The sequence below is a fragment of the Rhizobium sp. SEMIA 4085 genome (assembly GCF_013004495.1).
Lineage (GTDB): Bacteria > Pseudomonadota > Alphaproteobacteria > Rhizobiales > Rhizobiaceae > Rhizobium > Rhizobium gallicum.
The window spans coordinates 1-14,906 of record NZ_JABEPH010000128.1 but is presented as its reverse complement, the minus strand read 5'-3'; the positions used below and the strand labels follow the sequence as shown (position 1 = coordinate 14,906).

The following is a 14,906-nucleotide window of genomic DNA, read 5'->3' as shown; positions in this document are numbered from 1 at the left end:
CAGGTTTTTGTAGGACTTGGCGTATGAACGGAAGATCTCCGTCACCATCTCCTCATTCGTCGGTCCATAGAGCATCGGCCGGTCCTGGCGGTCCTTGATACGCAGCATCTCCTTGCCATAGGCGTCGTAGCGCCCGCTTTCCTGCCAGAGCTCGGCGGACTGCAGCGTCGGCATGGAAAGCTCGATCGCGCCGCTACGATTCTGCTCCTCGCGGATAATGGAATTCACCTTGTCGAGAACGCGTTTGCCGAGCGGCAGCCAGGAATAAATGCCCTGCGACTGCTGGCGGATCATGCCGGCGCGCAGCATCAGCCGGTGGGAGACAATTTCCGCCTCCTTGGGGTTTTCCTTGAGGATGGGCATGAAATAGCGGGACAGACGCATGGCGGATTCCAGAGCAGTTGGGATTCCGCTCTCGTGCGGAATCGACGGCGATCGTTGATATCGGGAGCGTCATAACCGCTTCGCGGCCGGAAAGAAACCCGCGTGATGCGCGAGCAGCCTATCGTAGACGCAAGTTTGCGGCCGAAAAATGCCTGTGCGAAAAAAAGCGGGCATTTCTAAAGGTTTGCATCAAAATCTTGTCAACAGGTATTTTTTTCTCAAGTGTAGCAAAAATGCAAAAAAAGCTGATGACAAAGCTTAATCTTTGAGCTAGCTTTAGCTCACAAAACAGGCAGGGAGATTAAATTCCTGTCGAATTCGCGGTCAAGTCTTGGGAGGATCAGATCTTAGGCGCGCTCGTCGCAGCCCCGGCAACGGTTACAGATCACGCGATACTTAAAACAAGGCTTTCAGCCTTGTTTTTTTTTGGTTTTTCCAGCCTAACGCGGCGCAAAAAGCCCTACTTCTTACCCTACGGCAAGGCGTCATGCCGTTGCGTGAGTCCGCTGCGTCATTTCCGTGATGTCCGTATGACAGCTCCGGCTTTCCCGGCAAGTTTACATATGCTCAAAGATTGAGCAAAAGCTCCACTTCATCGGAAGCTCGGGCCAATCTGCGGGAGGGCGTCGAAACCCCAGCCGAAATAGGTCGAGGAGATATACCACGCGCCATAGACGACCCCCGAAACAATGGTCGTCAGTGAAAAGGTGAAGAGCGCCCGAAAACGCGTCGGCGCGCTCGGAACGGTGCCGAGAACCACATCGTTGTCCTCCGCCTGCGTGCGCAGGCCGATCGGCAGCACGGCAAAAAGCGTGATCCACCAGACGATGAAATAGACGGCAAAGCCCTGTAGAAAAATCTGCAGCATTTCTGTGTCCCGAGACGCCGTTGCAAACAGTGCGACAGACGCGCTTATAGAGCGGAATGGTGGATAGCTCAAATCCCATATCCGGACCCTTCCGCAGTCAGGTCCCTCTGCCGCAGCCTGCCTCAGACCTGTTCCAGCTCGATCAGGGTGCCGAAAAAGTCCTTCGGATGCAGGAAGAGCACCGGCCTTCCATGGGCGCCGGTTTTCGGCTCGCCGCTGCCAAGCACCCTCGCGCCCGATTTCGCGAGTTGATCGCGCGCCGCAAGAATGTCCGAAACCTCGTAGCAGATGTGATGCATGCCGCCGGAAGGGTTCTTTTCGAGGAAGGCGGCAACCGGCGAATTGTCGCCCAGCGGCTCCAGCAGTTCGACCTTGGTGTTCGGCAATTCGACGAAGACGACGGTGACGCCGTGTTCAGGTAAAGCTTGCGGCTGCGAGACCCTGGCACCCAGCGTATCGCGGTAGCCTGCCGTTGCTGCGGCAAGGTCGGGGACGGCGATGGCGATGTGGTTGACGCGGCCAAGCATCGATCAGACCTTTGTGATGAACGCCGTGACTATCGGCTTCTTGCCCCAGGTCTGGTTTGCCGCAGCGCGGACCGCGCGGCGCACCGCTTCCTGCATCATGTCGAGGTCCTTGCGGCGGGCGCGCGGGATGCTCTCGATAGCGCCGACGACGGCGTCGAAGAGCGTGTCCTCCATCTCGTCGCCCTCGTCGTCATAGACCGGCAGGCCAATGGCCACGAGATCGGGATCGCCCACAATGTCGTAGCGGCTGTCGACCACGAGGTTGACCGCGACATGGCCGACATAGGAGAGCTTCTTGCGCTCGCCTATCCCCATCTCGTCGAAATCGCCGATGAGCATGCCGTCCTTGTAGATGCGTCCGTGCGGCGCCTCGTCGATGACCTCGACCGGACCGGGCGCAAGCCGCAGAATATCGCCGTTGCGCACCCGCGGCACGATGCCGATACCGGATTGTTCCGCCAGTTCCTTGTGAGCTGTCAGATGCGTCGCCTCGCCGTGCACGGGCACGACGATCTTCGGGCGTGTCAGCTCGTACATCTTCTGAAGCTCGTTGCGGCGCGGATGGCCGGAGACGTGAACCAGCGCTTCGTTGTCGGTGATGACGTGCACGCCCTGTTCGGTGAGGCCGTTCTTGATATCCTGGATCGCCTTCTCGTTGCCGGGGATGGCGCGGGAGGAGAAGACGACGATATCGCCGGCGGCGAGTGCGACGTTGCGCATCTCGTCGCGCGATAGCTTGGCAAGCGCTGCGCGCGGCTCGCCCTGGCTGCCGGTCAGGATGACCACGACCTTGTCGCGCGGGATATAGCCGTATTCGTCCTCGGAGATGAATGGTTTGACGCCTTCCATCAGTCCGATCTCGCGCGAGACATCGACGACGCGCTTCAGCGAGCTTCCGAGCAGCAAGACTTCGCGGCCTGCGGCTTCAGCGGCCTCGGCAATGGTGCGGATACGGCCGACATTCGAGGAGAAACTGGTGACCGCCACGCGGCCTTCGGCATTCTCGATGATCCTGCTCAGGCTTTCCGAAACATCCTTTTCGGACGGCGAAACGCCGTCGCGAAGCGCATTGGTGGAGTCACACATCAGCGCTAACACGCCCTCGTCCCCGAGCTGGCGGAAGCGGGTCTCGTCGGTCAGCGGTCCAAGCGACGGCTCGTGGTCGATCTTCCAGTCACCGGTATGGATCACATTGCCGAGCGGCGTGCGGATCATCAACGACATCGGCTCGGGGATCGAGTGATTGACAGCCACGCCTTCAATGCTGAAGGGACCGGCATTGATCGTATCGCCTGCCTTGAAGATCGTCACCGGCACTTCGCCGATCGCATCTTTCTCGAAATTGCGCTTGGCTTCCAGCAGGCCCGCGGTGAAGGGCGAGCCGTAGACGGGAACATTCAGGCCCGGCCAGAGGTCGGCCAGTGCACCGTAGTGATCCTCATGCGCATGCGTGATGATGATCGCCTTGAGGTTCTTACGCTCGGCAGCGAGAAAGCGGATGTCGGGCAGCACCAGATCGACGCCCGGAAGATCCGGACCCGGGAAGGTGACGCCGCAATCGACCATGATCCACTGGCGGTGATCTGCCGGGCCGTAGCCGTATAGCGCGAGATTCATGCCGATCTCGCCGACACCGCCCAAAGGCAGAAATACCAGTTCGTCCTGCTTAGCCATAATCTCCACTATCCAAAAAATACATCCCCGGCGGCAATCTGCATCATCTTGCCCGTGCCGGTTTCGAGCATCAACAAGCCATTATCATCAATCCCGGCGAATTGTCCGGAAATCGAGCGGTCCGGCAGATTGACCGTGATCTTCTCGCCGATGCCGCAGGCGACATCCCGCCAACGGGCGGTGATCTCGCGAACGCCTCGTCCTTCGTTCCAAATATCGAGCACCTCTGCCGTCGAAGCGAAGAGATGGGCGAAGAGTTCTTCGGGGGCGGCGGTACTTCCCTCTTGGCGCAGACAGGTCACCGGGTAGAGCGGATTGTCGGGCATGAGGGCGACGTTGATGCCGATCCCGATCACCAGCGCGTAGCGCTCATCTGCAAGTTTTTCACCTTCGACGAGGATTCCGCAGGTCTTCCTGCGGCCGATCAGGATGTCGTTCGGCCACTTCACCTCGAGCGGTGCTGCGCCAGGCGGCAGAACCATGCGGATTGCCTGATGCACGGCAACGGCGATTGCCAGCGGAAGCGACGAAAGGCGCTCCATCGGCGCCGGATCGATCAAGAGAAGGGAAGCGTAGAGATTGCCCCGTTCCGAAGCCCACGCGCGGCCGCGGCGGCCGCGGCCACTGGTCTGCTTTTCCGCGGTCACCCACAGGAAGCCATCGTCCCCTGCCCTGGCACGGGCAAGGCATTCGCTGTTGGTGGAGGATGTTTCCGACAGCGCCTCGTGCCGGAAATCGCCGAGCGATATCCGGCGCCGCACGGGAAACATCATCAAAAGAGCGTCGCAGCCGCGAGCTCGGCCGCACCGCCAATCGGGCCACCGATAACGACATAGGCAAGAACGAACAGGCCGGAAAGGCCGAAGACGAGGCGAAGTGGGCCGGAAACGCGGGCAAACTCATCCGTCGCTTCATCAAACCACATCAGTTTGATGACACGCAGATAATAGTAGGCCCCGACGACCGAGGCGAGAACGCCGATGATGGCGAGCGCATAGAGCTTGGCTTCGATGGCAGCGACGAAGACGAAGTACTTCGCGAAGAAGCCTGCAAGCGGCGGAATGCCGGCGAGCGAGAACATCAGGGCCGTCAGCACCGTCGCCATGAAGGGGTTCGTGCTGGAAAGGCCGGCGAGATCGTCGACAGCTTCGACGACCGTGCCGTCCTTGCGGCGCATCGACATGATGATCGCGAAGGAGCCGAGCGTCATGACCATATAGATGACCATGTAGAGCATCACGCCCGTCACGCCGGTCTGGTTGCCGGCGGCAAGCCCGACGAGCGCATAGCCCATGTGACCGATCGAGGAGTAGGCCATCAGACGCTTGATGTTCCGCTGCCCGATGGCGGCGAAGGCGCCGAGCAGCATCGAGGCAATCGAGATGAAGACCACGACCTGCTGCCAGTCGGCGATGACCGGCTGGAAGGCGGTGATGACGATGCGCGTCATCATGGCCATGGCCGCAACCTTCGGCGCGCTTGCTAGAAAGGCGGTGACCGGGGTCGGCGCACCTTCGTAAACGTCCGGCGTCCACATGTGGAACGGGACCGCCGAGATCTTGAAGGCAATGCCCGCGAGGATGAAGACCAAGCCGAAGACCAGGCCAAGCGAGCGGGCACCTTCGGCGGAAAGCGCCTGGGCGATATCGTCGAAATGCGTATGGCCGGTGAAGCCGTAGACCAACGACATGCCGTAAAGCAGCAAGCCCGAGGAAAGCGCGCCGAGAACGAAATACTTGAGGCCCGCTTCGGTGGACTTCAGGTTCTCCCGGTTGATCGCCGCCACGACGTAGATCGCCAGCGATTGCAGCTCGAGACCGAGATAGAGCGCGATCAGGTCGTTTGCCGAGATCATCAGCAAGATGCCGAGGGTGCAGAGCACGAGCAGGACCGGGAACTCGAACTTGTCGAGCTGGTTTTCCCTGGCAAGACCGATCGACATGAAGAGCGCTGCGAAGGAGCCGACGAGCGCGGTGATCTTCATGAAGCGGGAGAAACCGTCCGCCTGGTAGACGCCGCCGTAAGCGAGACCATCGCCCGGCACGAAGATCAGCCACAGCGCAGAGGCCGCAAACAGGATCAGCGCCAGAACGCTCACCATACGGCCCGACCGCTCGCCCGCAAAGACGCCGATCATGAGCAGGACAAGGGCGCCGACCGCGAGGATGATCTCCGGCGCGGAAAGATGCAGGCTTGCGAGAATGGTTTCAGCGGTCATGTCCAAAAAGTCCCGTCATCAATTCATCGACAGCGCAACGTCGTGCGCAGCGTTTACGGCGGCCGTATAGTTGTTCACCAGCATATCCACGGAGGCGGCCGTCGCATCGAAGACCGGCGCCGGATAGACGCCGAAGAAGATCGTCAGTGCCACCAATGGATAGAGGATCAGTTGCTCGCGCGGCGACAGATCGAGAAGCGCCTTCAGCTTTTCCTTTTCCAGCGCGCCGAAGATCACGCGGCGGTAGAGCCACAGAGCGTAGGCTGCCGACAGGATCACGCCGGTTGCGGCGAAGAGCGCTACCCATGTATTGACGCGGAAGACGCCCATCAGCGTCAGGAATTCGCCGATGAAGCCCGAGGTGCCCGGAAGGCCGACATTCGCCATGGTGAAGACCATGAAGGCGACGGCATATTTCGGCATGTTGTTGACCAGGCCGCCATAAGCCACGATCTCTCGGGTATGAGTGCGGTCATAGACGACGCCGACGCAAAGGAAGAGCGCGCCCGAAACGATGCCGTGCGACAGCATCTGGAAGATCGAGCCCTGCACGCCCTGCATGTTCGCCGCGAAGACGCCCATGGTGACGTAGCCCATGTGAGCAACCGACGAATAGGCGATCAGCTTCTTGATGTCGTCCTGCATCATCGCGACCAGCGAGGTGTAGATGATGGCGATCACCGACAGGGCGAAGACCAGCGGCGCGAAGAAATCGGACGCGACCGGGAACATGCCGAGTGAGAAGCGGATGAGGCCGTAACCGCCAAGCTTCAGCAGCACGCCCGCCAGGATGACGGACCCGGCCGTCGGTGCCTGGACGTGCGCATCCGGCAGCCAGGTGTGAACCGGCCACATCGGCATCTTCACCGCAAAAGAGGCGAAGAAGGCAAGCCACAGCCAGGTCTGCATCGCAGGCGGGAACTTGTAGGAAAGCAGCGCGGAAATATCCGTCGTGCCGGCCTGCCAGTACATCGCCATGATGGCGAGCAGCATCAATACCGAACCGAGCAGCGTGTAGAGGAAGAACTTGTAGCTTGCGTAAACGCGGTCCCTGCCACCCCAGACGCCGATGATGAGGAACATCGGAATGAGACCCGCTTCGAAGAAGACGTAGAAGAGCACGATATCGAGCGATACGAAGACACCGACCATCATCACTTCAAGGATGAGGAAGGCGATCATGTATTCCTTCAGGCGCTTTTCGATGGAAAGCCAGCTCGCCAGAATGCAGAAGGGCATGAGGACCGTCGTCAGGACGACGAACAGCATCGAGATGCCGTCGACGCCGACATGATAACCGATGCCCGTGCCGAGCCAGCTATGTTTCTCGACCATCTGGAAGCCCGGATTCGCATTGTCGAAACCGATCCAGATGAACAGCGAAACGATGAACGTAACGATCGTCGTGATCAACGAGATGTTAAGCACGTTGCGCCTGCCGCTCGGGCCGTTTTCGCTCATCAGCAGCAGAAGCACCACGCCGACGAGCGGCAAGAAGGTGACCGTTGAAAGAATGGGCCAATCGGTCATCAGAAGGAACTCCCGAGCATCATCCAGGTAACGAGTGCGGCAATGCCGATCAGCATCGCGAAGGCATAGTGATAGAGGTAACCGGTCTGCAGGCGGACGACGCGATTGGTGACGTCGACGACGCGGGCGGCAACGCCGTTCGGGCCGTAAGCGTCGATGACTCCGATATCACCCTTCTTCCACAGGAAGCGGCCGAGCGCCTTGGCGGAACGGACGAAGAGGAAATCGTAGAGCTCGTCGAAGTACCACTTGTTGAGCAGGAACTGGTAAAGCACGCGGTGCTGCTGCGCGAGAACGCGCGGCGTCGAGGGCGACTTGATATACATGTACCAGGCCGTCACGAAGCCGAGAAGCATCGCGATGAACGGGCTCAGCGCCACCCACGCCGGCACGTGGTGGAATTCTTCCAGCAATTCGTTTTCGGCGCCGGTAAAGAGCGCGCCTTTCCAGAACTCGGCATAGTGGTGGCCGTAGAAATAGCCCTCGAACAGGACACCCGCGAGAACCGCGCCGACCGCCAGAAGATAGAGCGGCACGAGCATGACCTGCGGCGATTCGTGGACGTGGTGCATCACCTCGTGCGAGGCACGCGGCGTGCCGAAGAAGGTGAGGAAGGCAAGACGCCAGGAATAGAAGCTCGTGAACAGGGCCGCGATCACCAGAAGCGTAAACGCGAAGCCTGCAACCGGTGAATGCGAGGCGTAGGTCGCTTCGATAATCACGTCCTTCGAGAAGAAGCCGGCGAAACCGACCGGCGTGAACGGAATGCCGACGCCGGTCAGCGCCAGCGTGCCGATCGTCATCATCCAGAAGGTAACCGGGATGTGCCTACGAAGGCCGCCCATGTAACGCATGTCCTGCTCGCCGTCGACGGCATGGATCACCGATCCGGCGCCGAGGAAGAGCAGCGCCTTGAAGAAGGCGTGTGTGAAGAGGTGGAAGATCGCCGCACCGTAGGCCCCGACGCCGAGCGCCACGAACATGTAGCCGAGCTGCGAGCAGGTCGAATAGGCGATGACGCGCTTGATGTCGTTCTGCACGAGACCGACGGTCGCCGCGAAGAAGGCGGTGATCGCGCCAATCATGGTGACGAAGACCAGCGCATCGGGCGACAATTCAAAGAGCGGCGACATGCGTGCGACGAGGAAGACGCCGGCGGTGACCATGGTCGCGGCGTGGATGAGTGCCGAAACCGGAGTCGGGCCTTCCATAGCGTCCGGCAGCCAGGTATGCAGCAGGAATTGAGCGGACTTGCCCATCGCGCCCATGAAGAGCAACAGGCAGATGCCGGTCAGCGCATGCGCCTTGTCGAGCTGCATGCCGAAGAGGTTAAGTACGACTTCACCCGCGGATTCGACGCCATCAGGCGGCGCGAAGCTCGAGGCATTGGCGAAGATCGTGTCGAGGTTGATCGAACCGAATAGAACGAAGATGCCGGCAATACCGAGTACGAAGCCGAAGTCGCCGACGCGGTTGACGACGAAGGCCTTGATTGCGGCGGCGTTTGCCGACGGTTTCTTGTACCAGAACCCGATGAGCAGATACGAAGCCAGACCCACGCCTTCCCAGCCGAAGAACATCTGGGCGAGGTTGTCGGAGGTCACCAGCATCAGCATTGCGAAGGTGAAGAGCGAGAGATAGGCGAAGAAGCGCGGACGATGCGGATCATGGTGCATGTATCCGATCGAGTAGATATGCACCAGCGTCGAGACCGTGTTGACGACGATCAGCATGACGGAGGTGAGCGTGTCGACGCGCAGCGACCAGGAAACGTCGATGCCGCCGGACTGGATCCAGCGCAGGACCTCGACCTTGATCGGCCCGCCTTCGAGATGCCCATGCCGACGGTGAGGAAGACGTACCAGGACAGGACGGCAGCGACGATCATCAGGCCGCAGGTGACGTATTCCGATGCCTTGGCGCCGATCGCACGGCCGAAGAGGCCGGCGATCATCGCGCCGATCAAGGGAAGAAAGACGATAGCCTTATAGAGGAACATGAGCCACTCAGCCCTTCATCATATTAACGTCTTCGACCGCGATCGAGCCGCGGTTGCGGTAGAAGACAACAAGAATTGCAAGACCGATCGCCGCCTCAGCCGCGGCAACCGTCAGAATGAAAAGTGCAAAGACCTGGCCGACGATGTCGTTCAGGAACGACGAGAAGGCGACCATGTTGATGTTGACCGCAAGCAGGATGAGTTCGACCGACATCAAGATGACGATGACGTTCTTCCGGTTGAGGAAGATGCCAAAAATACCGATCGTGAGGAGAATGGCGCTAACCGTCAGGTAATGGGAAAGACCGATGACCATGTTCTTTGTTCCTTGTCCCTGCCTTTAGAGGCCCTGCCCCGGCTTGACCGTGACCACCTCAACGGCAGTTGCGGGCGTGCGGGCAACCTGTCTTGGAATGTTCTGCCGCTTGATGTTGGTACGGTGCCTCAGCGTCAGCACGATCGCCCCGATCATTGCGACAAGAAGCACCAGGCCGGCGATCTGGAAGAAGTAGACGTAGTTCGTATAGAGCACGTCGCCGAGGGCGGCGGTATTGGTGCGCTCGGTAATGGCCGGGATCGGCATCGCGACGGTCTTTGCGACTTCCGGAGAGATCACGCTGCCGCCGACAACGACGATGAGTTCGGCCGCAAGAACCAGACCGATCAGGCCGCCGATCGGTGCGTATTCAAGAACGCCCGCGCGCAGCTCCGTGAAGTCGATATCGAGCATCATGACCACGAAGAGAAAAAGGACCGCGACTGCGCCGACATAGACAACGAGCAGGATCATCGCCAGGAACTCGGCGCCGAGCAGCAGGAAGAGGCCTGCGGCATTGAAGAAGGTCACGATTAAGAACAGAACCGAATGAACCGGATTCTTCGCCGAGATGACCATGAACGCCGACGCTACCGCGACAAAGGCGAAAAGATAGAAAAATAGAGCCTGCAGACCCATGTTGGTGCCTTTTTCATCTTCCCCCGGGCAGCCGGGAGTTTCCCTGCCCGAATGGAGCTTGGCGTGACGTCAAGCCCGCAAAGCTCCGGTGCATGTTGACCGCGGGAGGCGAGTGCCCGCCGCGCGGCATTTCAAATTCCAATCAGCGGTAAGGTGCGTCGATCGCCATGTTGCGGGCGATTTCGCGTTCCCACCGGTCGCCATTGTCCAAAAGCCGCTGTTTGTCGAAATAAAGCTCTTCGCGGGTTTCCGTGGCGAATTCGAAATTCGGGCCCTCGACGATCGCATCGACCGGGCAGGCCTCCTGGCAGAAGCCACAATAGATGCACTTCACCATGTCAATGTCGTAGCGCACCGTGCGGCGCGTGCCGTCATTGCGGCGCGGTCCAGCTTCAATGGTGATCGCCTGAGCGGGACAGATCGCTTCGCACAGCTTGCAGGCGATGCAGCGCTCTTCGCCGTTCGGATAGCGGCGCAGCGCATGTTCGCCGCGGAAGCGCGGGCTGACAGGACCCTTTTCGAAGGGGTAGTTGATCGTCGCCTTCTGGCGAAAGAAATAGCGCATCGACAAGAAGAATGCGCCAACGAATTCCTTGAGGAACAGCGAGCCGACGGCGTTGGACAAACTTGCCATCTTCAACCTCCAAAATTGCTTGAAACGAGGGCGGACATCATCATGCCCATCCCATCAGCTTCAGCACGAATGCAACGATGACGACCATGGCGAGCGACAGCGGAAGGAAGACCTTCCAGCCGAGGCGCATCAGCTGGTCGTAGCGGTAGCGCGGGACGAAGGCCTTGACCATCGCGAACATGAAGAACACCAGGCAGGCCTTCAGCGTGAACCAGATGATACCCGGTACCCAGTTCAGGAACCAAACGTCAACCGGGGGCAGCCAGCCGCCGAGGAAGAGGATCGTCGTCAGCGCGCACATCAGGCAGACGGCCGCATATTCGCCAAGCATGAACATCATGTACGGCGAGGAACCGTATTCGACCATGAAGCCGGCGACCAGCTCCGATTCGGCTTCCGGAAGATCGAAGGGCGGACGGTTGGTTTCGGCAAGCGCGGAAACGAAGAAGACGATGAACATCGGGAACAGTGCGAGCCAATGCCAATCGAGGAAGGACGCCGGCAGGCCGAGCATCGTTCCAAGGCCGTCATGCTGCGCATTGACGATGTCGGTCAGGTTCAGCGAACCGACGCAAAGGAGGACACTGACGATGACGAAGCCGATCGAGACTTCGTAGGACACCATCTGTGCGGCGGAGCGGAGAGCGCCGAGGAACGGATACTTCGAATTCGAAGCCCAGCCGCCCATGATGATGCCGTAGACCTCGAGCGAGGCGATCGCGAAGATATAGAGGATGCCGACATTGATGTCGGCAATCACCCAACCGTCTGCGAGCGGCACGACCGCCCAGGTGGACAGCGCCAGAAGCACGGCGACGAGCGGCGCGATCAGGAAGACGACCTTGTTGGCACCCGCCGGGATGATCGGCTCCTTGAAGACGAACTTCAAAAGGTCGGCAAAGGACTGGAACAGGCCGAAGGGGCCGACGACGTTCGGGCCGCGGCGAAGCTGCACCGCCGCCCAGATCTTGCGGTCGGCAAGGAGCACATAGGCGATGAAGATCAGAAGGCAGACCAGCAGGAGAAGCGACTGGCCGACCATGATGATCCCCGGCCAGACATATGTGGAAAAGAAAGAGTCCATGGTCCCTGCCCTTACTCTGCCGCGACTTTGAAGTTGTTGCGGGCCAATGCCGAGCATTCGGCCATGACAGCCGAGGCGCGTGCGATCGGGTTCGTCAAATAGAAGTCTTTGACCGGTGACGCAAACCCGGATTTGTTCATCTTCCCGGCTTTTTTGGCCAGTGCGGCAATTTTGGCGCTGTCGCCTTCGGCGATCTCGTCGACGGCGGCGAAATGCGGGAACGCCGCATAGAGTTTCGAGCGCAGTTCGGCAAGCGAATCAAAGGGAAGCTTCTTGCCGAGGACGTCGGAGAGCGCACGCAGGATCGCCCAGTCCTCGCGGGCATCGCCCGGTGCAAAACCGGCGCGGCTGCCCATCTGGACGCGGCCTTCGGTATTGACCCAAGTGCCCGACTTTTCAGTATAAGCGGCAGCCGGCAGAATGACGTCGGCATGGTGCGCGCCGTTGTCGCCGTGCGAGCCGATATAGACCGTGAGCTTGGCCTTCTTGGCGGTGAAGTCCAGCTCGTCGGCGCCGAGCAGGAAAAGCACCTCCATGGAGGCCAGCATGGCAGCCCCGTTGACGCCCTTGGCGCCGGGCACGAAGCCGAGGTCAAGGCCGCCGACACGCGATGCGGCCGTGTGCAGGACGGCAAAACCGTTCCAGCCTTCGGCCACGGCGCCGACATTAACGGCGAGCTTTGCGGCGCTTGCCAGAACACCCGCGCCGTCCGTGCGGGAAAGCGCGCCCTGGCCGATGATGATCAGCGGCGTCTTGGCCTCCGCCAGAACCCTGGCGAAGGCATGGTTGCCATCCACCAGATCCTTCAGCGTATCGGGACCAGCACCGAGATATTCGTAATCATAACGCAGGTCACCGCCTTCGCCGATCACGCCGATCGGGAAGCCGCCGCGGCGCCAGCGCTTGCGGATGCGGGCATTGAGCACGGCAGCCTCGAAGCGTGGATTCGCGCCGATGATGAGCAGCGCATCAGCCTGTTCGATGCCTTCGATCGTCGGGTTGAAGAGGTAGCTTGCACGGCCGAGCGACGGATCAAGTGCCGTCCCATCCTGGCGACAGTCGAGGTTCTCGGAACCGAGCGACTTCACCAGTTCGGAGAGCGCGTACATTTCCTCGACCGAAGCGAGGTCGCCGGCGATCGCGCCGATCTTTTCGCCGGTCGTCTTGGAAACTGCAGTCTTGATCGCGCCGAAGGCTTCCGCCCAGGTCGCGGGCTGCAGGCGACCACCCTTGCGGACATAGGGTTTGTCGAGACGCTGCGTCTTCAGGCCGTCCCAGATGAAGCGGCTCTTGTCGGAAATCCACTCCTCGTTGATCGCCTCGTTGACGCGCGGCAGGATGCGCATGACTTCGCGGCCGCGGGTATCAACGCGGATGGCGGAGCCGAGCGCGTCCATGACATCGATCGATTCCGTCTTGTTCAGTTCCCACGGACGGGCCGTGAAGGCGAAGGGTTTCGACGTCAGCGCGCCGACCGGGCAAAGGTCGACGACGTTGCCCTGCAGCTCGGAGGTCATCGCCTGTTCGAGATAGGTGGTGATTTCGGCGTCCTCGCCGCGGCCGATCAGGCCGAGTTCCGAGATGCCGGCGACTTCCGTCGTGAAGCGGACGCAGCGCGTGCAGTGGATGCAGCGGTTCATGACCGTCTTTACGAGCGGACCGATATACTTGTCTTCGACGGCGCGCTTGTCTTCCTGATAGCGCGAGGTGTCGATGCCGAAGGCCATCGCCTGGTCCTGCAGGTCGCATTCGCCGCCCTGGTCGCAGATCGGGCAATCGAGCGGGTGATTGATCAGCAGGAATTCCATGACGCCTTCGCGGGCCTTCTTGACCATCGGCGTGTTGGTGAAGACTTCCGGCAGCTCGCCATTCGGGCCGCCGCGAATGTCGCGAACGCCCATAGCGCAGGATGCCTGCGGCTTCGGCGGACCGCCCTTCACCTCAACAAGGCACATACGGCAATTGCCGGCGACCGACAGCCGCTCATGGAAGCAGAAGCGCGGAACTTCAGCGCCGGCTTCCTCACACGCCTGGATGAGCGTGTAATGATCCGGGACTTCGATCTCGTTGCCGTCTATCTTCAGTTTTGCCATCGTCACTCAGTCCTGTTTCCCGTTCGCCGGATGGCGGCAAACAAACCTATTTTGCAACATGACCGCTGCCATGCGGGATTTTGCCCCCGCAGGCACCGGTGTCGCCCAAATTGTCCTTCCAGGATTCGGAAAACCCGAAACCCGATCGGCGCGCAGTTCGCAGGCTCCTGCCCGCTTGCCGCTTCGCCATTCTCCTCCGGCTGCTTGGGTCAGCCGAAAAGATCACGTCCGCTTCCGGCCCTTCGCAGAAAGCGCCTTCGCCTGACCGGTCCAATCGTCGCGAACAACGCGGCCGTTGAAACCAAGTTCGGCGTCGAGCTTTGCGATTTCCGCATCCGTCCAGGCGGCAATCTCGGCGAAGGTCCGAATGCCCTTCGCATTCAGCACCTGCTCGAGCTTCGGACCGATGCCGGCAATCAGCTTCAGGTCGTCTGCCTTCTTCGCGCGTGCCGCCGGCTTCTTCGGTGCCGTAGGCTTTGATCCAGTTGCGCCGACAATCGAAAGCTTGGCCTTCCCCGCCGCTGCCGGCCGGATACTCTCCGGCTTGATGCGCACTTGCGGCTTTGGTTCCTCCGGCGGCGTGTCGTCAAGGGCTTCCGCCATCCTGTTGGTCTCCTCGAACACACCCTGCAGAGCGCCGAAAAAAGCGCCAGCAAGCTGCGTCGAGAAACCAAAGCCGATCGCAGTTGCCGCAGCCATCGCCGCTACGGGCGGCGCCATCAGCGGATGCATCGGCAGAGCCCGCTCCAGCATCTCGGCTGCAAGACGGCCGAAGTCCGCCGGGAAATCGGCCACTCCATCCTTCCCTGTGCTGCCAGATGCCTTGGTCATCTTCCTACTCCGCTGCCTCGAGAACCGCACCGTGATCCATGGCGCTCGCCGTGTACTGATCGATGCGCGCTTCGATCTCGGGGCGAAAGTTACGGATCAGACCCTGCAC

General features: G+C 60.5%; 12 protein-coding genes and 2 pseudogenes. All 14 read right to left on the bottom strand.

Features of this window, described 5'->3' with window-relative positions:
* Positions 1–384: pseudogene (locus tag C9413_RS14830) on the bottom strand (proline--tRNA ligase); the annotation flags it as partial.
* Between the two features lie 592 nt (positions 385–976).
* Positions 977–1,252, bottom strand: a complete 276-nt coding sequence (locus C9413_RS14825; RefSeq protein ID WP_039844570.1) for a DUF1467 family protein — start codon at positions 1,250–1,252, stop codon at positions 977–979.
* Positions 1,253–1,374: 122 nt separating this feature from the next.
* On the bottom strand, positions 1,375–1,779 hold the full coding sequence (gene mce, locus C9413_RS14820) for a methylmalonyl-CoA epimerase (RefSeq protein ID WP_039844569.1): 405 nt from the start codon (positions 1,777–1,779) through the stop codon (positions 1,375–1,377).
* A gap of 3 nt (positions 1,780–1,782) precedes the next feature.
* A complete protein-coding gene (locus tag C9413_RS14815; RefSeq protein WP_039844568.1) occupies positions 1,783–3,453 on the bottom strand; it encodes a ribonuclease J in 1,671 nt (556 codons plus the stop codon).
* Positions 3,454–3,461: 8 nt separating this feature from the next.
* A complete protein-coding gene (locus C9413_RS14810) occupies positions 3,462–4,226 on the bottom strand; it encodes a biotin--[acetyl-CoA-carboxylase] ligase (protein ID WP_039844567.1) in 765 nt (254 codons plus the stop codon).
* On the bottom strand, positions 4,226–5,671 hold the full coding sequence (gene nuoN / locus C9413_RS14805) for an NADH-quinone oxidoreductase subunit NuoN (protein ID WP_039844566.1): 1,446 nt from the start codon (positions 5,669–5,671) through the stop codon (positions 4,226–4,228). Before nuoN ends, C9413_RS14810 begins: the two co-directional genes overlap by 1 nt.
* Positions 5,672–5,689: 18 nt before the next feature.
* Positions 5,690–7,201 carry an NADH-quinone oxidoreductase subunit M gene (locus C9413_RS14800; protein ID WP_039844565.1) on the bottom strand — a complete coding sequence of 504 codons (1,512 nt, stop codon included), beginning with the start codon at positions 7,199–7,201 and terminating at the stop codon, positions 5,690–5,692.
* A pseudogene (nuoL, locus tag C9413_RS14795) lies at positions 7,201–9,200 on the bottom strand (NADH-quinone oxidoreductase subunit L). The gene C9413_RS14800 and the pseudogene nuoL overlap by 1 nt, the downstream one beginning before the upstream one ends.
* Positions 9,201–9,207: 7 nt before the next feature.
* Positions 9,208–9,516: an NADH-quinone oxidoreductase subunit NuoK gene (gene nuoK, locus C9413_RS14790; RefSeq protein ID WP_039844563.1), complete on the bottom strand. Its 309-nt coding sequence runs from the start codon at positions 9,514–9,516 to the stop codon at positions 9,208–9,210.
* A gap of 24 nt (positions 9,517–9,540) precedes the next feature.
* On the bottom strand, positions 9,541–10,155 hold the full coding sequence (locus tag C9413_RS14785) for an NADH-quinone oxidoreductase subunit J (RefSeq protein WP_022714827.1): 615 nt from the start codon (positions 10,153–10,155) through the stop codon (positions 9,541–9,543).
* A 142-nt stretch (positions 10,156–10,297) separates the two neighbouring features.
* Complete coding sequence (gene nuoI, locus C9413_RS14780; RefSeq protein ID WP_039844562.1) at positions 10,298–10,789, bottom strand: NADH-quinone oxidoreductase subunit NuoI; 492 nt, start codon at positions 10,787–10,789, stop codon at positions 10,298–10,300.
* A gap of 40 nt (positions 10,790–10,829) precedes the next feature.
* Positions 10,830–11,873: an NADH-quinone oxidoreductase subunit NuoH gene (gene nuoH / locus C9413_RS14775; protein ID WP_039844561.1), complete on the bottom strand. Its 1,044-nt coding sequence runs from the start codon at positions 11,871–11,873 to the stop codon at positions 10,830–10,832.
* Positions 11,874–11,884: 11 nt separating this feature from the next.
* Positions 11,885–13,966: an NADH-quinone oxidoreductase subunit NuoG gene (gene nuoG, locus C9413_RS14770; RefSeq protein WP_039844560.1), complete on the bottom strand. Its 2,082-nt coding sequence runs from the start codon at positions 13,964–13,966 to the stop codon at positions 11,885–11,887.
* 222 nt (positions 13,967–14,188) lie between these two features.
* A complete protein-coding gene (locus C9413_RS14765; protein WP_039844559.1) occupies positions 14,189–14,797 on the bottom strand; it encodes an NADH-ubiquinone oxidoreductase in 609 nt (202 codons plus the stop codon).
* Between the last annotated feature and the right edge of the window lie 109 nt (positions 14,798–14,906).